This is a genomic window from Candidatus Parakkermansia intestinigallinarum (assembly GCF_944389695.1).
Taxonomy (GTDB): domain Bacteria; phylum Verrucomicrobiota; class Verrucomicrobiia; order Verrucomicrobiales; family Akkermansiaceae; genus Akkermansia; species Akkermansia intestinigallinarum.
In genome coordinates this window covers 1-23,290 of the sequence record NZ_CALXNG010000001.1, presented here as the reverse complement: position 1 = coordinate 23,290, position 23,290 = coordinate 1, and the positions used below count along the sequence as shown (strand labels likewise).

Below are 23,290 nucleotides of genomic sequence, written 5' to 3'. Positions count from 1 at the left end.
AGCGGCGGCGACAACCGCTCAGCTCCCCTCTTGTCCGGGAAGGATTGGGGATCTTTACTCGACGCTGCCGCGCTCGACGGCAACGGCGCTGATGCCGGCCTCAGCCAAGGCGGAGAGCACGTCGATGACGCGCTGGTGCGGAACGCTCTTCGCGCAGCGGAGCAGCACGAGCGGTTCGGCACCCTGAGCCTTGGTGCGCTGGCGAAGCGTCTTGAGGCGCTCGACGAGCTGGGTGAGGTGGCCTTTCTGGCGGGCGTAGTCCTTCGATTCAAACTCGGAGCTGCTGATGGCTCCGCCGACGGTGAAGTCGTTGTTGTAGAGGACGGCACCGCTGGACTGAATCGTGATGCTGGCTTTGTCGGGCGGCGGGGCTTCGTTGCTCTCGCTCTGCGTGGCCGGCGCCGCCATGTCAATCTTCTTTTCGCTGACCAGCGTGGTGGCGACGAGGAAGTAGATGAGCAGCAGGAAGCAGCAGTCGATGAGCGACGAGATGTTCATCTCGGGATCTCCCTGCTCTTCGGTCTCGATTCTCTTATGTCTTGCCATAGTGAATAATCAGTGCAGGGTTAGTTCGCGGCACGCGTGCCGAAGACGTGGTCGGCTATGCCCGCTTTGACGGCGGCTTCGATGGCTCCCTGGGTGCGCTCCCACGGGGTGTTCTGGTCGCCGCGGAAGTAGGCGCGGACCTTGACGGGCTTGCCGTCTTCACCCTTGGAGTTTTTGTAGAGATCCTTCATCTTGGTGATGGCCGTCACGAGTTCGGACTGCTGGTTGACGCTGTAGCCGGTGGTTTTGCCGTTGGCGTCGGCGAGGCTCCAGATGACGTCGGCGCGGCCGCCGAAGGTCTTGTTGAACTTCGCGCGTGCCTTATCGGCCATCTTGTCGGGATCCGCGTAGACGTTGATGACGATGCAGCCCTTGGCGTCTTTCAGATCCGTGCAGGAGACGGCGCTGGGTATCTTGACGCTCGGGTCTTTCGCCACGGTGATCTGGGTGGCGTTCACCACGAAGAAGATCAGCAGCAGGAAGCAGCAGTCAATCATGGGCGAGAGGTTCACATCGCCGCTCACCTCATCATTCGCTCTGGCGTTCTTTTTCTTTGCCATCTTGATTCTGAGATTGATTGTTCAGGGTTCACGCCGATCCGCATGCGCTCAGGCAGCAGACCGGCCCGGAACTCGGGTAGGCATCAGGCCTGACCCTCCGCTGCGTATTCGCCTTCGTAGGCTTCGCCTTCCTCGCCTTCATCGCCGCTGAGGCCTTCGGGAATGCGGGCCAGCTGGGCGTCGGCGTTGAGCACGTTGATGGAGGTGTTGACCATCTCTTCAACGGTGTTGATGCACAGAGCCTCGAGGCTCTGGGCTTTCTTCTTGAGGAAGAAGAAGGCCGGGATGGCGATGATGGAGATGATCAGACCCCAGAAGGTCGTGAGCAGTGCCACGGAGATCGAGCCTGCCAGCTGGGTCGGGTCAGCCTGGCCGGTTTCAGCGAGAATGGCGAAGGCGCCCACCATGCCCTGCACCGTACCGAACAGGCCGATGGAGGGAGCCAGCGAACCGGAGAGGGCGAGCATGTCCACCGTTATCATGATCTGCGGGCGTTCGTTGGCCGTGAAGTCGGCAATGGCGTCTTCAATGCCGTCCTTGCCGAGGTCATCGGGGCGGTTGGCGTCGATGTTCGGCAGCGCGTAGGCGACGAGGCGGCCGAGGTAGGTGGGGCTGGAGGTCGCCATCTCGATGGCGGAGCGCACGCGGCACTCACCCATCAGGGCGATGAGCTGGGCCTTGAGAGCCTCGGGGCAGTACTTTTCGCGCTTGAGGCTCATGCAGCAGTAGATGATGAGGAAGATGGTGATAGCCAGCAGGATAACGAGCGGAATCATCGTCCAGCCGCCATCAATCACCCACTTGTCAAGCATGTTCTTGTCGCCAGCGGATGTGGCGGCCTCTTGCGCGAAGGCTGTCGAGGAAAGTGCGAACATGGCAACCACTCCGAGGGAGAGAGCCCGGACACCGATACGAGTAATCGTTGCTTTCATAATGGTAAAACTACGGTAATGCAGATTTGACGTCCTCTATTTAACCATATTATCCGACGAAGGCAAGAAAGATTTGCGCGGGAGGCAAAAAAAACTTTCAGCCGCGCGGGGGAATCGGCGTCGGCGGGAAGAGGCGCGGGAGGCGGCTTTGTTTTGCGTCTGTTGCCGATGGCTGATGTCGTGTGCCTTGCGCGCTTTCCAACGGCGCAGGGCAGGGCTCTGCGCGCGGCCGACGGGGCTTGTGCATCGGCGGGCGGTTGTTTCGGTTTTGTCAATTATCGGCGTTTCTGGGCGCTTTTCGGCGGCGGTCGGCGGGCTTTTCGGCGGGGCTTCGCTCTGTGTCATACGGCAAAAAAAAGCCGCCGCGCCGTTGAAAACGGCGGGCGGCCCGATAAGAATGAAGACAAAATTTACTTGCCCTTCTTGTCCTGATAGACCTTGATGGGCTGATCCGGAACGTTACCCGGGATGTCGTTATCAACGTCGTTATCGAGGTCTTTGGGCATCGGATGCAGCTTGGGGGCGGGCTGCGACTGGCAGCAGCATGCGCTGAAGCTCAGGGCCGTGGCGGCTGCAAGAATGAGAGTGATGGCTTTCATGGTGTATATGCGTATAAAGGGCTTCGCGATTATTGAAGCAAATTCGACGCGAGGAGTCAATGTCTTTTGTTCGATTTGCATCATTTTTTCTCACTTTGTGCCGCCGGGGCGCCGTCGAAGCGGGTGTCAAAGACGAGAACTTCGAAGGGTTCGAGGCTGATGGTGACGGTGCCGTCCTCCGGCAGGGTGATGTTTTTGATGCGCTGGTCGGCGTAGGAGCTGCCGAGGCTGATGCTGCCTTTCTCGGTGGGCTCGAAGATGGCCGCGCTCAGGGTGATGCTGCGCGGCTGATCATCGGGGTTGCGCAGCGCGAGCGTGGCGCCGCGATCTTTGCGCCACGAGCAGTAGCCGTAGACTTCGAGCTTCTCGGGGTCTCCGCCCACCCAGTGGCTATCGGCGGTGACGTCGGCGAAGCGGCGGCTCCGGCGAACGGCCTCGGCGACGTCATCCCAGACGCGCTCGTTCATCATGGCAGGGGTAAGGTAGAGCTCCTGCAGGTTGGCGCCGGCACCCGGCAGCATGCGGATGTCTTTGCGGAGGTCGTTGTTGACGGGGAAGTCGGCGTGGTGCTTGGTGGTGTCGGCGAGGAAGTCGCCGTCTCCGGCCTTGGGCTCCTGCGCCTTGCCTTCAGCGTAGGTGCGGGCGTCGGAGGTGCGGTAGCCCTGAAACTCCGTGCCCGGCACGATGCCGTGGTGCATGATGGAGTTGAGCGGGTAGAGCGGTGCCTGCTGCACGATGATGCGGTAGCAGGCGGCGTCTCGGTAGGTGATGTACTGCTCGCGGTTGCTGCCTTTGCCGATCCGGTTGACGTCGCTCGAGCCGGTGCGCCAGGTGCAGTCGATGAAGTTGAGCCGGAAGGGGCTCGGCCACGTGCCCACGGTGGTGCTCAGGAAGACGTCGGGGTTGATGCGCCGCAGCTCTTCGGAAATCTTGAGCAGGGCCATGAAGTGCGGTGAAACGCCCGCGGCCTGCGCGTTCTACGCGCCGGGAGCCGTGCCGACGGTGCTGAGCGAGGGTTCCGCGCCCGGGTAGGGGACGGTCGTGGCGGGTCGGCTGTCAGCGGTTTGTCCGGCCACGGTCGGATGGGACATCAGCACGGGGAGACCCAGTGCCACGGCTGCGGTAAGAAGTGAGCGTCGCGCCATGGTTCTGATGCTCTATCACGCCGAGCCCGCGCCGGCAATCCGATTTTGCGTCAACGCCCGAGTTCTTCCTTGTCTCGCGCGCCGTCCTGTGGTATACACGGTGCCGATGACGAGCCGACGCAAACGCAGACAATTTTCGCTCAAGAAGTCTTCCGCCGGCGGGCCGCTGTGGCGCCGCTGGCTCATCCGCCTTGCCGCAGCCGCGGCGCTGCTGCTGATTCTGGTCGTGATCGGCTATTACCAGCTGCTCTCTTACCTTCAGGGTGATTCGTTCCGCGCGCGGATGGAGGAGGGGCTTGCCGAGCGCCTGCAGGCCGACTCTTTTTCGATTCCGTCCAACCTCGCCATCGACGGGGCGCACCTCCGGCTCGATGCGGCGACGATGCAGCGCGATGACGCGCTCAGTCGCCTCGAGCTCCGCGAGATTGCGGCGGATATCCGCCGCTGGCCTCTGCTGGATCGCTGCCTGCACGTGCTGGACTTGCAGCTGGGGCACGGCCGCCTCGACCTCGACCTCGCCTCCGCCTTCAAGGCGACGCCGAGCCGCGAGGAGGAGGAGGGATTCTGGGAGAGTTTTTCACCCGATCACGTGGTGGTTGAGAAGTTGTCCTGCGCGGATACGCAGCTGGAGCTGCGCGCGGGCTCTCTTTCGATTTTGTCGCTGAGCGGCTCGGAGGTGACGGCTACACCTGTTTCTCCCGGTCGAACGGATGGCTGGACGATTCATTTTGCCGGCGGTACGCTCGAGACGCCCTGGGATTTGCTGCGGCAAGCCGAGGTGGAATCCGCCGCGCTGGAGACGCAGGCCGGCGGCCTGCGCATGAGCCGCACGACGCTGCGCCTCACCCCGGGCGAGGGGATTTTGCACGCGGAGGGGCGCTTGGGCGGGCAGCACCGCTGGTCGCTGAAGTTTCAGGCGTCGCGCGTCGGGCTCGAGCGCCTGATTTCGGAGCGCTGGAGCCGCCACCTCAGCGGCACGCTCAGCGGGCATCTGGAGCTGAGCGGGCGCGGGATGCAGCTGCTCAAGGCGGAGGGGATGCTGTCGCTGCACCACGCCACCTTGTCCGATCTGCCCGTGCTGGCGGAGTTGCCGCTGCCGGGTGCCGAGCGCTACAAGCGCCTCGGGCTTCAGAAGGCCGTCTGCCGGGTGCGCTACCCCTACAACGAGCCGAGCCACATGGTGAAGAACGCTTGGATTTTCGACCGCATTGACGTGCGCACGCAGGGGGACAATCTGCGCCTCGCCGGGCGCGTCATTGTCTGCGAGGACGGGAGCTTGCGGGGCACGCTGCGACTCGGCCTGCCCGATTCCTTCCTCAGCCCGCTCACGGCGGTGATGCCCGAGACGGTGAATGATATCTTCAACGCGGAGGGCGACGAGGGCTTCCGCTGGCTGACCATCAACCTGAGCGGCACGCTGAGCTCGCCGCAGGAAGACCTCAGCGCGCGCCTGCGCGAGAAACTGCCCGATGTCGGCACGCTGAAGTCCGCCGCGAAGCAGGGCGCGGAGCTGACGTCTCAGGTCGCGACGTCGATTTCCTCACTGCTGAGTTCGACGAAGGGCGCGGAGCCCGCCCCCCGCGGCGCGGACGCCGAAAAGGATGGCGAGCCGTCGGAGCCGAGCGATGCGGACAAGCCGACTCCGCCGTCCAAGCCGACTCCGCCCTCCTCGCTGCCGGGGCGCCTCCTCCACGAGGCCGGTGAAACCGCCGACGGCCTGCTCAACGGCTGGCTTTGACGGCGCGGCCGCGTCCTTCAGGCGTAATTCTGCTTGACAAAGCGCTCCCTTGCGGAGAGAATCCCCCTACTGACGGTAGGATCATCTGACCTCATGAGTTCATATTACCCATCCGAGTTTATCGACGCGCGCTGCACGATTCTGGAGCGCTTCGCTCCGGCAGCCTATCACGCCCTGCTGCCCAACGGCAAGCCGACGGTGGCTTTCGTGCAGCGGCGCGAGGCAGCACTGCTGGATGTGATTCAGCCGGGCGATGCGGTTTGCGTGACGATCAACCCGGCGGACTTCAGCCGCGCGCGCATCCGTTCGCTGGCCCCGCGCGACTGAACGCCGCCCGGCCGATGTTCCCCCCTCCTCTGCGTCGCTGATTTTCTCTCGACTCCTCACGACTCTTCACGGCTATGACCGGCAAAAAGGCTTTTCTCTTCAAACTGTTTCCGCTGCTGGACCTGGTGCTGATTCTGCTCTGCGTCTGGGTGGCTCCGTACATTGCCGACCACGTGCTGGCCGATCCGCTGGGCTGGTCGAAAAACCCCCAATACCAGCTCCTGTCGGTGGCTCCCTACCTCGGCGGCGCGGTGATTGTGCTGGCTCCCTTCGTGCTGCATCTGGTGGGCTTTTATCGCAAGCAGGGTCTGCAGCGCGTCTCGACGGCTCTGCGCCAGATTGCGCTGGCCGGGGTCTACTACCTCTGTATGCTGGCGCTCTACCAGACGATTTCTCCGCTCACGGAGGCCACGAATCACGTGGTGCTGGTGAGTATAGTGCTGGTGGCCATCGCGCTCTTCCTGCGCTATCTGACGACGCGCTGGCTGCGTCTCTCCATGAGCAGCAGCCCGGCGTCGCGCATTCCCGTTCTGCTCATCGGGCAGGATGAAGACGCCATCGAGCGGGGCTGGAGCTCTCTGCCGAAGTTCTGGAAGAGCACGCTGCATGTGGTCGGCCGCGTGCAGCCCGACACGCCGATTGACGACGTGCAGTCTCTCATCGAGCAGAACCACGTGCAGCAATGCCTGCTCATCGGCGGCATCGGCGCCTACCACAACAACGCCGAGGTGCTCATGCTCTGCGAGGTGCAGGGCATCGACGTCTACATCCACCTGCGCGAAGAGCAGCCCGTGACGCTGCGCGCCGAGGTGACGGAAATCGGCGAGCAGAGGCTCATGATTCTCACCTCGACGCCCGTCTACTCGTGGTCGCGCCTCGTCAAGACCATCATCGACCGCCTGCTGGCTCTCGTGCTGCTGGTGTGCAGCTCACCCTTCTGGCTTCTGGCCGCCGTCGGCATCAAAATCAGCGATCCCAAGGGGCCGATCTTCTACCGCCAAATGCGCTCGGGTCTCTACGGCAAGCCCTTCGCCATCTGGAAGTTTCGCTCGATGTACGCCGATGCCGACAAGCGCCTCGACGAGGTGAAGGCGACCTACGGCAACGAGATGAGCGGCCCCATCTTCAAACTGACGAACGACCCGCGCATCTTCCCCTTCGGGCATTTCATCCGCAAGTTTTCCATCGACGAGCTGCCGCAGCTCATCAACATTCTCAAGGGCGATATGAGCATCGTCGGCCCGCGGCCGCTGCCGATCTACGAGACGGCCGAGTTCCCGGACGTGGCGCACCGCCGCCGCCTCAGCGTGCGGCCGGGTCTCACCTGCTTCTGGCAGATTGAAGACCGCAGCGACAACGGCGATTTTGACAATATGATCCGCAAGGATCTCAAGTACATCGACAACTGGAGCCTCTGGCTCGACGTCAAGCTCTTCCTGCGCACGATTCCGGCCGTGATCTTCGGCAAGGGCGCCAAGTGATTCACCGCCTGCCCTCCCCCCCTGCCCTCCCCCTTCCCTCACCCTCATGCTGCATCTCGTTCTGGTTCACCCTGAAATTCCGCACAATACCGGAGCGGCCGGGCGGCTGGCCGTTGCCACGGGCTCGCGGCTACACCTCGTGCGTCCGCTGGGCTTCAGCTTGGATGAGAAACACCTGCGCCGCACCGGGCTCGACTACTGGCAGTACGTCGACCTGCGCCTCTGGGATTCGCTCGAGGAGGTCGAGGCCGCCGCCGAGCCCGGGGCTCACTTCTGGTATCTCTCCACCAAGGCGAAACAGGGCATCTGGGCACCCGAGCTGCCCCTGCGCGACGGCGATTACTTCGTCTTCGGCCCCGAGTCGAAGGGGCTGCCGGAATCTCTGCTCGCCGCCCATCCCGAGCGCGGCCTGCGCATCCCGATGCCCGGAGAACACGCCCGCTCGCTCAACCTCTCCACCTCGGTCGCCATCATGCTCTACGAGGCCATGCGGCGCATCAACGGCGCCGCCGGCGCCTGAATCGCCCGCGCCTCTTCGCCCTCCGCCGCGATCACGACACCCCTTCCGGCCGCCATGAAAAACATCGTCTGCTTCGATCTGGAAACCCGGCGCTCCGCCGCCCAAGTCGGCGGCTGGGGGCCCGAGGCCTGCGCCCGCATGGGCGTCTCCGTCGCCGTGACCTACTCGTCGAAAGACGACGCCTACCGCATCTACACCGAAGATCAGGTCGGCGACCTCATTGCCGAACTCCAAGCCGCCGATCTCGTCGTCGGCTACAACCACCTCGGCTTCGACTACGCCGTGCTGCAACCCTTTGCCTTCTGGAGCATCGCCGGCTCCACCCGCAACCTCGACCTCTGCACCTACCTCAGCGAGCGCACCGGCCACCGCCTCAAGCTCGACTCGGTCGCCAAAGTCACGCTCGGCGGCTGCACCAAGACGGCCGACGGCACCGATGCGCTCAAGTGGTGGGCGGAGTACGAGCAGAGCGGTGACCCCGAGCTGATGATGCAGATCGCACGCTACTGCTGCTTCGACGTCAAGGTCACGATGGAGGTGTTCAAGTTCGGCGCGCGCGAAGGCTACGTGCTCTTTGACGATAAAGAAGGCAAGCGCGCCCGCGTCGAGGTCGATTGGAATCTCCTCTGAAGCTCCCGCGGGCAGCGCCTCCCCTTCCCCCGCGCCTCCCGCCCCGCGCAGCGTCCCTTTCCGCCCCGCGCAGCGCCTCCCGAGACGGCGCCGCGGCTCCCCGCCGAAGCCCTCCCCTAAAATGTAGAACTTCGCATAATTTTTTGAACAAGACGAAGGGCACCCGTGTCTATACGGCAAGATGAACAATAACCTGACAACAAAATTCATGGAGGCCCTGCAAGCTGCGCAGCGCAACGCGCAAGCGGCGGGGCGTGCACAAATTTACCCGGCGGAACTGATGCTGGCGCTGGTCAGGCAAGAAGGCGGCGTTCTGGCGTCCGTTCTGAACAAAGCCGGCGTCGACCCGAAGCGTCTGGCCAAGGAGCTGGAGGCCCTGTTGCAGAAGCAGCCGCGGCAGCGCGGCGCCGTGGCGCAGAGCCCCGGGCTGAGCGCCGAGCTCGACCGCGATCTCAACGCGGCCGAGGCCATGCGGCAGCAGATGAAGGACGACTACCTGAGCGTCGAGCACTTCGTGCTGGGCGTCTTCCGCGACGATGCGGAACTGACGCGCACGCTCGAGGCGGCGGGTCTGACGCAGGCGAAGTACATGCAGGCGCTCAAGGAGGTGCGCGGCAACCAGCGCGTGACGGATCAGGACCCGGAGGAGAAGTACCAAACGCTCGAGAAGTACGGCACGGATCTGACGGCTCGCGCCCGCCAAGGCAAGATCGACCCCGTGATCGGCCGCGACGGCGAGATTCGCCGCGTGCTGCAAATTCTCTCGCGCCGCACGAAAAACAACCCCGTGCTCATCGGCGAACCCGGCGTCGGCAAGACGGCGATTGCCGAGGGGCTGGCGCGGCGCATTGTCAACGGCGACGTGCCGGAGAGCATGAAGGGCAAGCGGCTCATCTCGCTGAACATCGGCTCGATGCTCGCAGGCGCGAAGTACCGAGGCGAGTTCGAGGAGCGTCTCAAGGCCTTCATCAAGGAGGTGACGGCGAGCAACGGCGAGATCATCCTCTTCATCGACGAGCTCCACACGCTGGTGGGCGCCGGTGCGGGCGGTGACAGCTCGATGGATGCGGCCAACCTGCTCAAACCGGCTCTGGCGCGAGGCGAGCTGCGCACCATCGGCGCGACCACGCTCGACGAGTACCGCAAGTACATCGAGAAGGACGCCGCGCTCGAGCGCCGCTTCCAGCCCGTCTACGTGGCCGAGCCGAGCGTCGAAGACACCATCGCGATTCTGCGCGGCCTCAAGGAGCGCTACGAGGTGCACCACGGCGTGCACATCACCGACGGCGCTCTCGTGGCCGCCGCGACGCTGAGCAACCGCTACATCACCGACCGCTTCCTGCCCGACAAGGCCGTCGACCTTGTGGACGAGGCCGCCGCGCGGCTCAAAATCGAGCTCGACTCGATGCCCAGTGAAATCGACGAGCTGAACCGCTCGGCGATGCAGCTGGAGATGGAGCGCCAGGCTCTCGCCAAGGAGAAGGACGATGACTCGCGCCAGCGCCTCGAGAAAATCACCCGCGACCTCGCCGACACGAAGGAGAAGGTCGACGCGATGATCGCGCAGTGGAAGAGCGAGAAAGAGGTGGTCGTGAAGGCGCGCGAGGCGCAGAAGAAAATCGACACGCTGCGCACCGAAGCCGAGCAGGCTCAGCGCCGGGGCGACCTCGGCCGCGCCTCGGAGATTCTCTACGGCGAGATTCCGGCTGCCGAAGCTGCCTCGAAGCAGGCTCGCGAAGCGCTCACGAAGCTGCAAAGCAGCGGCGACGGCCTGCTGAAGGAGGAGGTGACGGAGGCGGATATCGCCAAGGTCGTCTCGACCTGGACGGGCATTCCCGCCGCGCGCCTCGCCGAGGGCGAGCGCGAGAAGCTCCTGCACATGGAGGAGCGCCTCGGCGAGCGACTCATCGGGCAGAAGATGGCCGTCAAGGCCGTGGCCGACGCCGTGCGCCGCTCGCGTGCGGGGCTACAGGACGAGAATCGCCCGCTGGGTTCGTTCATCTTCCTCGGCCCGACGGGCGTGGGCAAAACGGAGCTGGCGAAGGCTCTGGCGGAGTTCCTCTTCGACGATGAGGCGGCCATGGTGCGCATCGACATGTCGGAATACATGGAGAAGCACAGCGTCTCGCGCCTCATCGGAGCGCCTCCGGGATACGTGGGCTACGACGAGGGCGGCCAGCTGACGGAGGCGGTGCGCCGCCGTCCCTACAGCGTGGTGCTCTTCGATGAGATCGAGAAGGCGCATCCGGACGTGTTCAACGTGCTGCTACAGGTGCTCGACGACGGCCGCATCACTGACGGCCAGGGCCGCACGGTGGACTTCACGAACACCGTGCTGATCATGACGAGCAACATCGGCAGCCAGTTCATTCTGAATGAAACGGACGCCGCCGCCCGCAACACGAAGGCACTCGACGCGCTGCGCGGCCACTTCCGCCCCGAGTTCCTCAACCGCATCGATGAAATCATCATCTTCGATCGCCTCGAAGGCGAGGACCTCAAGCGCATCGTCAACATCCAGCTGCGCCGGGTGCACAAGCGCCTCGCGGCCCGCGGGCTCAAGCTCGAGCTCAGCGACGCTGCAGCCGAGCTGGTGGCCGAGCACGGCTACGACCCCGTCTACGGTGCCCGCCCGCTCAAGCGCGCCATCCAGCACGACATCCTCGACCCGCTCAGCCTCGCCATCCTCGAAGGCCGCTTCCCGGAGGGCAGCACGATTCACGTCGACGTGCACGACGGCGCCATCGTCTTCAACTAAAGCTGAGCACCCGCAGCGGCACCTCAGCTCATCACAGCCCGGCCCCTCGGCCGGGCTGCTTTGTTTCTCGCCCCCGCTGCGCCCCGGCACAGGACAAAGCGCGCGACCTGCTGCCCCAGTCAGAAACAGGTCGCGCGAAGAGCAGCAGGAACGAGCAGAGGAGAACTCAGGGCCGACTCTACTCCTTCGGCAGAAGTGGACGAAAGCTCTTTGCTCAAGGGAGAATGCGTCCGGACATGAGAAATAGTCTCCCCTTATTTGCCCGTCAACGCACGACGAATCTTCGAGAACATATGCTGCAGTTTTCTGACATACTTCCGGCGCAGAAAATAGAGCCGATCCTGCATCGGGCAATGCCTGAGATCCTTGATTTTGAAGATCCAATTCACACGACTGTCCTCAGCGTAGCACCTCGTTTCTCGGAACCGCAAAAGAATCGGTTCCCAATTTGCCAATCTGAGGTTCTTGCTCTGACTAAACAGCATTCTCCGACTCTGATCAGGAAGCAGCGACGACATGTCGAATCCGTAGTGCGAGGGGTCTTCGCCCTCCGCCATGAGTCCGTACATGGTTCTGAGGCACTTTTCACATTGGCTGCAATTCTTGCCACCCGAGGTAATCCAACACACCCTCAACTGAGGATATGCCCCAGTGCCGTGGGCATACTCAACGATGGATTTGAGCTTCCGTTGCCGATCCCATTCATACCCGTCGTGAACAACGGAAGAGGAGAACCAACAGACTTTTTCGTCAATCGAAGGGTCAGTGGCCGATATGACACTATCCTTAGCCGTATATGTGCTTGCAATACAAACCGTCCCTATTTTGCATTTAAAAGCCATTGGTGCGGCGTGCCCGATCAGGCCAATGCCGCATTGATACCCATGCCAGTAATTATCGCCGGACGCCTTCACGAGATTCGTCAGCTCACCCTCTCGGAGGAAGGTGCGAAAATTCGACGTGATGAACACCGGCTCCGGTAAACCAAACTGCCGGGCCGTCTCCAGCGTATGATCATGCACCACCTGCCAGCCCTCCTCATCGGCGAGATTGATATCCGCCCCTCGCATAGTCAGCAGGATCGGCTTCTCTTCATGATGGCGGATGAGCGTCGCGAAAGCATCAACGCCGCCGCTGAAGAAGGCGGCTACCTGCTCCGAGGGTGAGACATCATGCTCCTCAAGCTCGTCCACCTCCACGCGTCCCTTGAACGTCAGCATGGGCGACATGTCAGCATATCCCTTCTTAATCTCCGGGATGCTCTCATAAAAGACTCGATCGAGGCGAGGCACCTGCAAGACGGCATCCGTCAACCAGATGATCGGGAGCACGTTCGTGATGAAGGGAATCACCAGAATACCCTCAGGCACCCCCGAGATGTCCTGAGAATACTCCACACGAAAAACATGCGGCTCATTGAAATAGCGATTCAGATTCGCACTCAGAGAAAAGGCGACCGTCAGGGAGCGGGAGTCCGCCGAGACGGAATCAACGCGGATGAATGATGGAGTCATGGGTGATCAGGTGAGAGTGAGTCAAGTGCATCAGGACCGAGACAGCCGCCGGCGCAGACCGCGCCTCCACTGTTTCATGGTTGAGCTGCATTGTTTGCGGGCCGATTTCAGCTTCGCCCAACACTGCCGTAAAACGACCAGCCAGGGCGGGTTCAAACGCTTCCACGCTGCTCTGAGCTCCGGAGTCAGTTCGGCGTGCGCCAACAGATGCACATGAGGCTCATCGCTGAGGGAAAGCCGGTAGACCCCGCTGAGTTTGCCGTATGAGTTATCGAGCATATACACCTCCAACCCCGCCAAGTAGGCCATAATGCAGACATGCAGACGATCCGACACAATGACATCCGCCTGTTTGAGGGCCGAGGAGAACTGCCGAAGGATCTCAGCGTTGTAGGCCATATCCCGAGCATCAGTGTAGGGGATCACGGCCGACAAATCAAAAGAGACCTCTGACATGTACGCCACTTCCTTTTCCGCATCGCGACGCAAGAGAAAGGCCACTCGGCGGGGCTTCCCCTGTTCCGTCATCATCACGGAGGCCCGTCGAACGCCCGCTCTCATTTTGCGGAAGAAGCCTCTCTTAATGCTACGTGCCATCCGGCACTCCTCGTCGGAGGTGGGCTTGATGGACGAGAGCTCCGTTGGCGGTAGCTCCTCCTCGCGGAACTCAAAAGCCATGTCGTCGGCCAAATAGCAGTGGCTCCGGGATGCAGCTTTCCTGCAGTATTCGAACGTCTGATGGTCTCGGCAATACAGGTGGTGCCTTTGGTCGAGCTTCCCCATCAGTTCGTCAAGACCGTATATGCTGTGAGGCAGAATCACGCATTCGGTGATTCGCGGATCGGTAAAAAACTCAGCAAGTTCATCCTGATGAGGGCTCCACAGGGGAATAAGCCTCCCGCCCCCACCGAACACCAGAGCATATTTCTCCGGCAAATTCCTTTCGTCGTACTCGCGAAAGTCGATTCCGTTACGTCTGAAAAACTGTCGTGAAGCCTCCGCAATTAACAAATCCCCCAGATTCCCGGGATTCGGATAAAAATAAAAAGTCCCCAGAGACTTCAAATGGGTGATCAGAGCTTCGTGCATGGGTCTGTTTTGCTAGGGCCAGTACGCTTAATTCGTCAGGAACGTTGAGGAGCGCTTCTTCAGGGCAAGAGGAGGAAATCAGAACGGGCTCATGCGCGGCTCCTGAACTTTGCGTTCATTTTAGAGAGCTGCAAGAATGATGTACGACAGAGAACGTGAGGGAAGCTCACCACCGAACTCATTCTATAGGCACGGCATCAGGCTGTCAAGCACGTATTGCGTCAAAAAGAAAACGCACCGAAAGGAATGGATGCGTCAAAAATGAGCGCACCCAAGGTAGCACAGAATATGTGCGGTATGCAAGCGTATTTAGGCATGCAAGAATGGATGCAACGTCACGTTGCCGCGGGAGGGGTTTGGGGAGTGGGCGCGTAGCCCCTCCCCATTCTCTCGAGCAGTGCCGCAGAGAGGATTCCAAAGGAGATGAGCGAGAAGCTCTCTCCTTTGGTCCAAGGGGACAGGGGAGGCGGACAGCCTCCCCAGCCCGGCTTCACCCTGATGGGTGGCTTTACTCAGACTCGATCTCTTGGCTTTGGCGCAGTAAATGCAAGATAGCTCTACGGCATTGCTGCACCATCGAGGTTAAGTCGATAGGGTCGCATGAAAGCTGATGACATCATCCGCATGCCCCCTCCCCAAGCAGTCACATTCAAGGTTCAAAATCATCAACAGGCCCCGGAATTTCGGATGCAGGCAACTCCTTGCCCTTGCATGCACTCAGGAGGGCGCATTCGGATGTTGACAGGAGGCCGGCGCTTGCGTAAAATTCAGAAGGCGCACGGAACGCGCGCCGCTCATGCCATGACCCGAGCTCTTTCCTCTATCACGCTGGCGGTCGCGCTGACCGCCGCCGCATCCGCAGCGCTCGACGTGCCGAGCGAGGCGGTGTCCGATGTGTCGCCCGCAGCCGGGGCGGGAGCGAGTGCCGCGACGCCGAGCGACGTCGACTCCTCGGCGGCGGCGGCCGATGAGGAGGCGAGCGCGGAGCAGGACTCAGGCTTCAGCCAGGAGCAGCTCGATGAGCTGCGCCGCAAGGCCGAGGCGGGCGATGCCGCGTCGCAGAGCCTCATGGGCGATTTTTGTTACGCGCAGATGAGCAGCGAGGATGAGACGCCGAGCGAGGCGATGGCCTGGTACCGCAAGGCCGCCGATCAGGGGCTGGCCGAGGCGCAGGTGAAGCTCGCGATTTGCTGCGAGGCTCTGGGAAGCGATGCGGGCGATGCCGAGGCTGTGGCTCTGCTGCGCCGCGCGGCCGATCAGAACAACGCCCATGCGCTCTATCTGCTGGCTTACTGTTACCTCGAGGGCGTGGGGGTGCCTGCGTCGAATGTCCTCTACTTCGCCTATCTGCAAGAGGCGGCGGCACAGGGCAGCAAGGAGGCCTGTTGCAGTCTCGGGAGTTGTTACGAGTTCGCCATCGGTACGGCGGCGGACAAGGCGGCGGCGCTGAAGTGGTACCGCAAGGGCGCGGAGGAGGGCGATGCCGAGGCTGCGTACAATGTCGCTATCTGTCTGGAGTACGGCACGGGAACGGAGGCCGACCCGGCGGGGGCGTTCCGGATGATGCAGCAAGCTTACGAGGGGGGTTATGCGCCGGCCTGCGCGGCACTGGCTCTCTACTACCGCGAGGGTGTAGGCACCGAGGTGGACGAACAAAAGGCGCTCGAGTACATACGCGAGGGTGCCGAGGCGGGGGATCCGACCTCTCTGCTCTACCGCGGGCTTTGTTTTGCGGAAGGGCTCGATGAGGTCAGCGCCGAGGAGGCCTACCGCTGTTTCGCCGAGGCGGCGGAGCAGGGCTATTACGAAGGCTGCGTTTTCATGAGCATCATGCTGCGCTACGGCGTCGGTACGGCGGGGGATGCGCAGCAGGCGCAAGACTGCTACGAGCGCGCGGTCTCGCTGGCGAGTGAAGATGAGGCCTACGCGGTTTTCAGCTCGGCTCAGGGGCTCAAGCTCGATGAGCGCTGCGCCGCGCTGGGGCAGGACACGATGGCCGACGACGAGGCAAGCGCAGCGGAGTCGGGCACGGCCGAAGCGGGCACGGCGGCGTCGGATGCAGCGGCGGCCGGGCAGTCGTCTGCCGCTGCTGACACAGAAAACAACTGACGGGGCCTCATTTTCCTTGCGAGGCTCTCTCGCGCTGTGTTAGCATGAGAGCATGATCGAGCCTCGCACCCTCACGGCAGCAGCTCTCGCGCTGTCGGCCGCCGCCCCGATTCGGGCGGATCTGGAGAACCTGCCCCTGCCGCCCGTCAGCGTCTGCCAGCGCTGCACCGGGCTCATCACGATCGACGGCAAGGCCGATGAGGCGGACTGGAAGGCGGCCATTCCCCTCAGCCCGCTGCGGGATATCGAGGGCGGGGCTATCGCGGATGAGACGCGTATCCGCCTGCTCTGGGACGATCAGTACCTCTATGTGTTGGCCGAGATGAAGGAGCCGGATTTGCGTGCGACGCTCACCGAGCACGACTCCGTTATTTATCAGGATCCGGATTTTGAAATTTTCATTGATCCCGACGGCGACGGGCTCAACTACGTCGAGTGGGAGGTGAATGCGCTCGGTACGACTTGGGATCTCTTCCTGCCGCGCCCCTACCGCCACGGCGACAATCTCGTGCTGCACGACTGGGAGATGCCCGGCCTGCGACACGCCGTCGCTCTGCACGGTACTCTCAACCGCCCGGGCGACCGCGACGAGGGCTGGACGGTTGAGGTGGCGATTCCTTGGCGCAGTATAACGTCGCACGCTTCTCTGCCCCGCCGCGATGAGGCGCCCGCGGCCGGCAGTTCGCTGCGCATGAATTTTTCGCGGGTCAATTGGCGCGTGGCCGCTGATTCGACGGCTCCCGGCGGCTACCGCAAGCTCTGCGATGACGCCGGGGTGCCGCTGCCCGAGAGCAATCACGTTTGGGCGCCGACGGGGCGGGTCAATATCCACATGCCCGAGCGCTGGGGCGAGGTCATTCTCAGCGAGAAGCCCGCGGGGGTCTGGGAGTCTCGCCTGCCCGGCCCCGATGAGGAGCTGCGGCTGAGCCTCTACGGCTACCTCAACGCTCAGCTCGAGCAGCGCAACCGCAGCGGCCGTTTCGCCCTCAGCCCCGAAGAGGCGAGTGAGGCCGGCTGCACGCTGCCCCGCCACGCGCGGCTCGTCTGCCTCAGCGAGCAGCATTTCGTGATCGAGGCTCGCTCGCCGCGCACCGGCAGGCTCTGGCGGCTGGACAGCGAGGGGCGGCTCTCGCACGGAGAAGCGACCTTCGAGCTGCCCGAGATCTGCCTCTGGGTGCACGGCAATGCCCCGATGTCCGATGCCGACCGGGAGCGCGAGTTCGCCCGCATGGCGGAGGCCGGGGTCACGACGGTGATTCCGGGCGGCAGTATCGAGGATTTGCGCCGCCTCACGCCGATGGCGCGTCGCGCCGGGCTGCGCGTGATCACTTGGCTGTGGGCGCTCAACCGACCCGACGATGAGGAGGCGCTGCGCCACCCCGATTGGTACGCCGTGAGCCGCGAGGGCAAATCCTGCCACGGCGAGGGGGATCGCCCCTATGTGGCCTACTACCAGTTCCTCTGCCCGAATCACCCGGAGGTGCGCCGCCACCTCTGTGCTCTGGCGGCCGAGCAGGCGCAGATTCCCGGCAGCGACGGGGTGCAGCTCGACTACATGCGCCTGCCGGACGTGATTCTGCCGCGCGCGCTCTGGGAGCGCTACGGCCTCGTGCAGGATAGGGAGCTGCCGCCCTACGATTTCTGTTACTGCGAGCGCTGCCTGAAGCTCTTTGCGGAGCAGTACGGCCGCGCTCCGCTCGAGGACCCGACGCAGGATGCCGAGTGGCGCGAGTTTCGCCTCGCGAGCGTGGCGCGGCTCGCCAACGCGCTCTGCGATGAAATCCGCCTCCGCAACAAGTATGCCGCCTGCGCCGTCTTCCCGACGCCGGAGATTGCGGCGCGCCTCGTGCGGCAGGACTGGAGCCGCTTTCGGCTCGATCTGGCGCTTCCGATGGATTATTACTCTTTTTACGCCGAGCCGCGCAGCTGGCTGGGCCGCGTGCTGAGCGAGGCGCGGCGGCAGACGCAGGATCGCTTTGAGCTGGCCCCCGGGCTTCACCTGCCCGACGTCCGCCCGGATGAGCTGCCGCGCGAGCTCGATCTGCTCTACCGCGGCGGTGCGCGTCGCATCGCTCTCTTCTGCGATTCCGAGTTCACGCCCGAGCACGCCGACGCTCTCCGCCGCTGGCTCGATGCCCTGCGCGACAAGCGACGCCCCGAGGCTCTCGCCCCCTGAACCCGCTCGACGCCCGCGCCGCCGCTGCCCCCCCTCAACTCGAGCATCCTCCGCACCCTCCGCCCGCCGCCGCGCCGCACCTTCCTTCCCGCCCCATTCCGCCCTCCTTCCCGCCCTAATCCGCCCCATTCCTCCCCACCGACTCCAGCCCCCCTGACGCCACCGTGAAAAGAGCCCGCAAAATACGCATCCTCAAGGTCATCCTCATCTTCCTGCTCAGCGCCGCCACCTTTCTGATACCCTTCGAGAGTCTGGGGCTGCACCTCAGCCACATCGAGGTCGGCGCCATCGCTCTCTTCCTGCTCGCCGCTCTGCTGTGGATCACCGAGCCGATACCCATCTGGGCCACCTCCGTCATCGTCATCGCGCTCTCTCTGCTCTGCCTCTCCAACAAATCTTTCTCGTTCTTCCAGCCTGAGAAATATGATGCGGAGGCGGTTACGCTGCTGGTCGCCGATGTCTGCGGCCCGGAGACTGAGCCGGCGACCACCCGCGCCCTGACCGAGAGCATCCTCAACCGCCTCAACAGCAAGACGCGCCTCACGGCAGAGGAGATCCGCCTCACGATGACTCAGCAAACTTGGGAGGCCTACGAGAGAGCGCAGCTCGACAAGCTGGCGGCCGACGAAGCCGGGCGCAGCGCTGAGGCCGCCGCGGCGGAGTTTCGCGCAGGCAGGCTCATGGCGGCGGCCGAGCGGCTCTACCGGCCCGAGTACGCCGTGCGCATCCGCGAGATACGCATCACCAACGTCATGCAGCAAAAGAGCACCATGGCGACCTTCGCCGACCCGGTCATTATTCTCTTTTTGGGCGGCTTTTTCCTCGCGGCGGCGGCGACGAAGTACCGCCTCGATATCAACTTGGCCAAGGTGCTGCTCAAGCCCTTCGGCACCCAACCCAAGTACGTGCTGCTCGGCCTCATGAGCATCACCGCCCTCTTCTCCATGTTCATGAGCAACACCGCCACCACCGCGATGATGCTCGCCATCCTCGGGCCCGTGCTTGCTCTCTTTGAGCCGCACGACCGCGGGCGCATCGCCTTCGCGCTCGCCATCCCGCTCTCGGCCAACATCGGCGGCATCGGCACGCCCATCGGCACACCGCCCAACGCCATCGCGCTCAAGGCGATGGAGGAGATGGGGCTGACGGTCTCCTTCGGCAAGTGGATGAGCTTCGGGGTGCCGCTGGTCATCGTGCTGCTGCTGCTCGCGTGGCTGCTGCTCGTCAAGCTCTTCCCCATCGAGCGCGAGCGCCTCGAGCTCAAGATGCGCGGGCGCTTCATCCGCACGCCCAAGGCCATGGTCGTGTACGGCACCTTCATCGTGACGATTCTGCTCTGGACGACGGGTGAATTCTTCGGGCTGGACAGCAACACCATCGCCATCATCCCCATCGCCGTCTTCGCCGCCACGCAGGTCATCACGAAGCGCGATCTTCGCAACATGAGCTGGGAGACGCTGTGGCTGGTGGCCGGCGGCTTCGCCCTCGGCCTCGCTCTGCAGGACACGGGTCTGGCGGGCAACCTCATCAACGCGATTCCCTTCGACGGCTGGAGCATCCTGCTGCTGATGATAGCGGCAGGCTTCATCTCCGTCTTCATGGCGACCTTCATGAGCAACACCGCCACGGCGGCTCTGCTCATGCCCATCATGATGACGGCGGCTCTGCAACTGCTCGAGAGCGGCAGCATCAGCACCGGCAGCTCCGTCGCTCTGCTCAGCGCGGTCGCCGTCAGCTGCTCGCTGGGCATGGCGCTGCCCATCAGCACGCCGCCCAACGCTCTGGCCTACGCCACGGGCTATGTTCCGGCGCGCGCCATGGCTATCTGCGGCGGCCTCATCAGCGTGCTGGCGCTCGCGCTGGTCATCGTCGTCATGAACCTGCTGGCGGGTATCTCCTTCTTCGGCTAAAGCCGCGAGCAGCCGCGCCGAGGTCCGCCGCGCCGCGAGCCGCCGCTGCCCTCGGCACCTGCAAGCCCGCCGCCGCCTGAGCGCCGACGCCGCCTGCTAGGTCGCGCACGGACGCGGCGGCGGGGTGCCTGCGCGGCGGGGCCGTCGATGCGCGCGAGGGCGGCAGTTTGTTTTGTCTTTACAATCGGGCACTTTTTTGTATAATGACCGCGCATGAACACGGATATTCTTCTGAAGGCGGCCAATCAGGCCAGGGGACTTGCCATCGACGCGATCTATGACAAGGCCTCGGGGCATATGGGGCTGCCTCTGGGCTGTGCTGAGATCGGAGCCGTGCTCTTCGGCGAGCTGCTCAAGGTGAACCCGAGCGAGCCTCGCTGGCTCAATCGCGACCGCTTCATCCTCTCAGGCGGCCACGGCTCCATGTTCCTCTACGCTTGGCTGCACCTGAGCGGCTTTGACGTGCGCATGAGCGACATCCGCGCGTTCCGCGCCAAAGGATCCCGCACCCCGGGCCACCCCGAGTACAACTGCTGCCCGGGAGTGGAATGCACCACGGGCCCGCTCGGTCAAGGCATCGCCAACGCCGTGGGCTTTGCCGTCTCGGCCAAGCACGCCGCCGCGCGCTTCAACACGCCCGAGCATGAAATCTTCAACCAAACGATCTACTGCCTGGCCGGCGACGGCTGCATCCAAGAGGGCATCAGCCGCGAAGCGGCCGCTATTGCCGGTGCGCTCAAGCTCGACAACCTCGTGCTGATCTACGACGCCAACGGCATCACTCTCGACGCGCCGGTCGAAATGACGCAGGTCGATGACATCGCCGCCTGCTTCCGCGCCCAAGGCTGGGATGCCTGCACCATCGACGGCCACGACCTGCAGCAGGTCGAAGACGCCCTGAACGTCAGCCGCCTCGAGCGCAACGGCCGCCCCAAACTCATCATCGCCCGCACCGTCATCGCCAAGGGCGTTCCCGGCTTTGAGGGCACGACGAAGGGCCACGGCGAGGGCGGCGCCAAGCTCTGGCAGGAGGCGCACGAGGCATGGGGTCTGCCGACCGACGAGCGCTACTACGTCTCCGACGAGGTGCGCGCCTACATGGCCACCCTCAAGCAGCAGCGCGAGGCCGCCTACGCCGAATGGAAGGCCGACTACGAGGCCTGGCGTGCCGCGTACCCCGACAAGGCAGCCGAGCTCGACGCGGGCATTGCGCTCGAGGCCGAGGGTCTCAAGCCCGAGGTGAGCGGGGCGATGATTCCGCTCTTCCCGGCGGGCACCAAGGCCGCCACGCGCGTCTCGGCCTCGAAGGCGGAGAACGCCGTCGCCGAGCACTGCCCCGCCCTGCTCTCGACGAGCGCCGATCTCTTCTCATCGAACAAGAATTACCTCAGCCACGGCGGCGACTTCAGCGCCGATGACTACGCCGGGCGCAACTTCTGGTTCGGCATCCGCGAGCACGCCATGGCCGCCATCTGCAACGGCATCGCCTACGACGGCCTCTTCCGCCCGACGGCCGGCACCTTCTGCGTCTTCGTGGACTACATGCGCGCCGCCATCCGCGTGGCGGCACTCGCCAAGCTGCCGGTGACCTACGTGCTGACGCACGACTCGGTGGCCGTGGGCGAAGACGGCCCAACGCACCAGCCGGTGGAAACGGTCTCGGGTCTGCGCGTCATCCCCAACCTCGACGTCGTGCGACCCGCCGACGAAGAGGAGACGGCCGGCGCCTGGATGTGCGCCCTCGAGCGCAAGGAAGGCCCGACGGCCCTCATCCTCACCCGTCAGGACGTGCCCAGCCTCACCGCTGCCGCGCCCGAACTCACGGCCGAGACGCGCCGCCAAGGCACGCTGCGCGGCGCCTACATTGCGAAGCGCGAAGCGACGGCGCAGCCGGGCACCATCATCATCGCCACGGGCTCCGAGGTCTACCTCGCCCTCGAAGCGGCCAAGCAGCTCGGCGACGACGTGCGCGTCGTCTCGATGCCCTCGATGTGGCGCTTCAACCAACAGCCGGCCGCCTACCGCGACGAGGTACTGCCGGCGAGCTGCACGCGCCGCGTCGCCATCGAAGCGGGCAAGACGGATCTCTGGTACCGCTACGTCGGCCCGCAGGGCGCCATCATCGGCATCGACGGCTTCGGCTTCTCGGCTCCGGGCGCCCAGGTGCTCTCCGACCTCGGCATGAACGTCGAAAACATCGTCAACACCGTCCGGTCTCTCGGCTGAGATTTTTCCCGAACGCGCCTCGGGGCTCCGCCGCCCCGAACGCAGCCCCGAGACCTCCCCGCCGCGCGGCTCCGCCCGCCGGCAAGGCCAAGCGCCCCCGCCGCGTTCATCCGCGGGGGCGCTTGGCCTTGTTGATCGGCGATGAGTATCGGGCAGTTCCGTTGAGCCAAGAGACGTCCGCCAAAGACAAAAAAACTGACTCTTCGGCCTTGCCTCCCATTGTAACACTCGTTACAATAATTTGATGTTCAACTTATTATTCGGAGGTCAAGGCTGGAGAGCCCGCGAGTCCATTATCGGTAAAAACAGCATTGAGGTCAAGTCGGTCATTGACAAAAGATACAAATTCTTATGTCCGGACTGCGGCTGCGGACTTACTAGATACTTACGTAGAGAAACTTACGCGCGAGCTTTTCCTATCGAGGGTCGAAAAGTTACTCTTCACGCCGAAGTATTCTGTGGTTCGTGTCCGGGCTATTACAAGTTCTCTTCTTTCCGCCCGCCTTGCCTCCACCCGAGCAGGCACTTCACCCACTCGTTCATGCGAACCGTTTCCGCTGAGTTCGTGTAGGCATCCGCTGAAAATCCGGGCTTCAAGTACGACATCGACCGTGGTAACGCGTATCGAGCCTCTGCTCTCTATAACATACTGACAATCAAAGTATGCTATGATCCCTTCCACCTCATTGCCAATATGAACGAGGTGGTGGATCGCGTGCGACGCAAAAGCTGTGGCTTGACCGATATCCCCTATCTCTTTGCAAAGCTAAGACAGAGATTTTTGCTCAATCGGCAAATATATCGCTTCAAGTTGATGCGAGGTCTGCGTCTCTGGGTGAAAAATGACATCGTGACACCTCTCGGTTGAACCAACAAGTCTGCCCGAGACCCCTCGCGCCATCGCAGGCTCACTTCAAGCTTGTCATACGGGGCGCACCCCTGTACAATGAGCTGCGGCGAGCAACAGCTCTCCCGCCGATGCGGAAGAGCCCGGCCTTGCCGCCCTTTGACCACATGAAGACAGCCGCAG

General features: G+C 63.4%; 19 protein-coding genes. 11 read left to right on the top strand and 8 right to left on the bottom strand.

Annotated features, from left to right (window positions below; translation table 11 throughout):
* Positions 1-54 precede the first annotated feature (54 nt).
* The 6 genes from AC6UAL_RS00095 to AC6UAL_RS00070 form a co-directional block, all read right to left on the bottom strand.
* Positions 55-546: an ExbD/TolR family protein gene (locus tag AC6UAL_RS00095; RefSeq protein ID WP_500681310.1), complete on the bottom strand. Its 492-nt coding sequence runs from the start codon at positions 544-546 to the stop codon at positions 55-57.
* Positions 547-566: 20 nt separating this feature from the next.
* Positions 567-1,106, bottom strand: a complete 540-nt coding sequence (locus AC6UAL_RS00090; protein WP_500681309.1) for an ExbD/TolR family protein — start codon at positions 1,104-1,106, stop codon at positions 567-569.
* An 83-nt stretch (positions 1,107-1,189) separates the two neighbouring features.
* Positions 1,190-1,981, bottom strand: coding sequence for a MotA/TolQ/ExbB proton channel family protein (locus AC6UAL_RS00085; protein WP_500681308.1), 792 nt, complete (start codon positions 1,979-1,981; stop codon positions 1,190-1,192).
* A gap of 467 nt (positions 1,982-2,448) precedes the next feature.
* Entirely contained in the window at positions 2,449-2,637 is a 189-nt protein-coding gene (locus AC6UAL_RS00080; protein ID WP_500681307.1) for a hypothetical protein, read from the bottom strand.
* 80 nt (positions 2,638-2,717) lie between these two features.
* A complete protein-coding gene (locus AC6UAL_RS00075; RefSeq protein WP_500681306.1) occupies positions 2,718-3,581 on the bottom strand; it encodes a hypothetical protein in 864 nt (287 codons plus the stop codon).
* 33 nt (positions 3,582-3,614) lie between these two features.
* Positions 3,615-3,782 carry a hypothetical protein gene (locus AC6UAL_RS00070; RefSeq protein WP_500681305.1) on the bottom strand — a complete coding sequence of 56 codons (168 nt, stop codon included), beginning with the start codon at positions 3,780-3,782 and terminating at the stop codon, positions 3,615-3,617.
* Positions 3,783-3,888: 106 nt separating this feature from the next.
* On the opposite strand from AC6UAL_RS00070, the gene AC6UAL_RS00065 reads away from it, so the two are divergent.
* The 6 genes from AC6UAL_RS00065 (at position 3,889) to clpB (ending at position 11,236) form a co-directional block, all read left to right on the top strand.
* Positions 3,889-5,520: a hypothetical protein gene (locus AC6UAL_RS00065; RefSeq protein WP_500681304.1), complete on the top strand. Its 1,632-nt coding sequence runs from the start codon at positions 3,889-3,891 to the stop codon at positions 5,518-5,520.
* 93 nt (positions 5,521-5,613) lie between these two features.
* On the top strand, positions 5,614-5,847 hold the full coding sequence (locus AC6UAL_RS00060) for a hypothetical protein (RefSeq protein ID WP_500681303.1): 234 nt from the start codon (positions 5,614-5,616) through the stop codon (positions 5,845-5,847).
* 74 nt (positions 5,848-5,921) lie between these two features.
* Positions 5,922-7,328: a sugar transferase gene (locus AC6UAL_RS00055; protein WP_500681302.1), complete on the top strand. Its 1,407-nt coding sequence runs from the start codon at positions 5,922-5,924 to the stop codon at positions 7,326-7,328.
* Positions 7,329-7,374: 46 nt separating this feature from the next.
* Positions 7,375-7,848: a tRNA (cytidine(34)-2'-O)-methyltransferase gene (locus tag AC6UAL_RS00050; RefSeq protein WP_500681301.1), complete on the top strand. Its 474-nt coding sequence runs from the start codon at positions 7,375-7,377 to the stop codon at positions 7,846-7,848.
* A 54-nt stretch (positions 7,849-7,902) separates the two neighbouring features.
* Positions 7,903-8,478, top strand: coding sequence for a ribonuclease H-like domain-containing protein (locus AC6UAL_RS00045; protein ID WP_500681300.1), 576 nt, complete (start codon positions 7,903-7,905; stop codon positions 8,476-8,478).
* Positions 8,479-8,659: 181 nt separating this feature from the next.
* Complete coding sequence (gene clpB / locus AC6UAL_RS00040) at positions 8,660-11,236, top strand: ATP-dependent chaperone ClpB (RefSeq protein ID WP_500681299.1); 2,577 nt, start codon at positions 8,660-8,662, stop codon at positions 11,234-11,236.
* Positions 11,237-11,490: 254 nt separating this feature from the next.
* On the opposite strand, the gene AC6UAL_RS00035 is transcribed toward clpB, so the two are convergent.
* Both AC6UAL_RS00035 and AC6UAL_RS00030 read right to left on the bottom strand, forming a co-directional pair.
* Positions 11,491-12,750 (bottom strand): hypothetical protein, encoded by a 1,260-nt coding sequence (locus AC6UAL_RS00035; protein ID WP_500681298.1) that lies wholly within the window; start codon positions 12,748-12,750, stop codon positions 11,491-11,493.
* 30 nt (positions 12,751-12,780) lie between these two features.
* The gene (locus tag AC6UAL_RS00030; RefSeq protein WP_500681297.1) at positions 12,781-13,839 is read right to left on the bottom strand and encodes a polysaccharide pyruvyl transferase family protein; all 1,059 of its coding nucleotides are present in this window, start codon (positions 13,837-13,839) and stop codon (positions 12,781-12,783) included.
* 801 nt (positions 13,840-14,640) lie between these two features.
* On the opposite strand from AC6UAL_RS00030, the gene AC6UAL_RS00025 reads away from it, so the two are divergent.
* The 5 genes from AC6UAL_RS00025 (at position 14,641) to AC6UAL_RS00005 (ending at position 23,128) form a co-directional block, all read left to right on the top strand.
* On the top strand, positions 14,641-15,948 hold the full coding sequence (locus AC6UAL_RS00025; protein ID WP_500681296.1) for a tetratricopeptide repeat protein: 1,308 nt from the start codon (positions 14,641-14,643) through the stop codon (positions 15,946-15,948).
* Between the two features lie 52 nt (positions 15,949-16,000).
* Positions 16,001-18,124, top strand: a complete 2,124-nt coding sequence (locus AC6UAL_RS00020; protein WP_500681295.1) for a sugar-binding protein — start codon at positions 16,001-16,003, stop codon at positions 18,122-18,124.
* Positions 18,125-18,357: 233 nt separating this feature from the next.
* Positions 18,358-20,034: an SLC13 family permease gene (locus AC6UAL_RS00015; RefSeq protein ID WP_500681414.1), complete on the top strand. Its 1,677-nt coding sequence runs from the start codon at positions 18,358-18,360 to the stop codon at positions 20,032-20,034.
* A gap of 213 nt (positions 20,035-20,247) precedes the next feature.
* Entirely contained in the window at positions 20,248-22,260 is a 2,013-nt protein-coding gene (gene tkt, locus AC6UAL_RS00010; RefSeq protein ID WP_500681294.1) for a transketolase, read from the top strand.
* 604 nt (positions 22,261-22,864) lie between these two features.
* Positions 22,865-23,128 (top strand): transposase, encoded by a 264-nt coding sequence (locus AC6UAL_RS00005; protein ID WP_500681413.1) that lies wholly within the window; start codon positions 22,865-22,867, stop codon positions 23,126-23,128.
* The last annotated feature ends 162 nt before the right edge of the window (positions 23,129-23,290 follow it).

Coding starts and splice junctions, on each gene's coding strand:
- AC6UAL_RS00095 (WP_500681310.1), bottom strand. CDS start 546: ATGGCAAGACATAAGAGAATCGAGACCGAAGAGCAGGGAGATCCCGAG.
- AC6UAL_RS00090 (WP_500681309.1), bottom strand. CDS start 1,106: ATGGCAAAGAAAAAGAACGCCAGAGCGAATGATGAGGTGAGCGGCGAT.
- AC6UAL_RS00085 (WP_500681308.1), bottom strand. CDS start 1,981: ATGTTCGCACTTTCCTCGACAGCCTTCGCGCAAGAGGCCGCCACATCC.
- AC6UAL_RS00080 (WP_500681307.1), bottom strand. CDS start 2,637: ATGAAAGCCATCACTCTCATTCTTGCAGCCGCCACGGCCCTGAGCTTC.
- AC6UAL_RS00075 (WP_500681306.1), bottom strand. CDS start 3,581: ATGGCCCTGCTCAAGATTTCCGAAGAGCTGCGGCGCATCAACCCCGAC.
- AC6UAL_RS00070 (WP_500681305.1), bottom strand. CDS start 3,782: ATGGCGCGACGCTCACTTCTTACCGCAGCCGTGGCACTGGGTCTCCCC.
- AC6UAL_RS00065 (WP_500681304.1), top strand. CDS start 3,889: ATGACGAGCCGACGCAAACGCAGACAATTTTCGCTCAAGAAGTCTTCC.
- AC6UAL_RS00060 (WP_500681303.1), top strand. CDS start 5,614: ATGAGTTCATATTACCCATCCGAGTTTATCGACGCGCGCTGCACGATT.
- AC6UAL_RS00055 (WP_500681302.1), top strand. CDS start 5,922: ATGACCGGCAAAAAGGCTTTTCTCTTCAAACTGTTTCCGCTGCTGGAC.
- AC6UAL_RS00050 (WP_500681301.1), top strand. CDS start 7,375: ATGCTGCATCTCGTTCTGGTTCACCCTGAAATTCCGCACAATACCGGA.
- AC6UAL_RS00045 (WP_500681300.1), top strand. CDS start 7,903: ATGAAAAACATCGTCTGCTTCGATCTGGAAACCCGGCGCTCCGCCGCC.
- clpB (WP_500681299.1), top strand. CDS start 8,660: ATGAACAATAACCTGACAACAAAATTCATGGAGGCCCTGCAAGCTGCG.
- AC6UAL_RS00035 (WP_500681298.1), bottom strand. CDS start 12,750: ATGACTCCATCATTCATCCGCGTTGATTCCGTCTCGGCGGACTCCCGC.
- AC6UAL_RS00030 (WP_500681297.1), bottom strand. CDS start 13,839: ATGCACGAAGCTCTGATCACCCATTTGAAGTCTCTGGGGACTTTTTAT.
- AC6UAL_RS00025 (WP_500681296.1), top strand. CDS start 14,641: ATGACCCGAGCTCTTTCCTCTATCACGCTGGCGGTCGCGCTGACCGCC.
- AC6UAL_RS00020 (WP_500681295.1), top strand. CDS start 16,001: ATGATCGAGCCTCGCACCCTCACGGCAGCAGCTCTCGCGCTGTCGGCC.
- tkt (WP_500681294.1), top strand. CDS start 20,248: ATGAACACGGATATTCTTCTGAAGGCGGCCAATCAGGCCAGGGGACTT.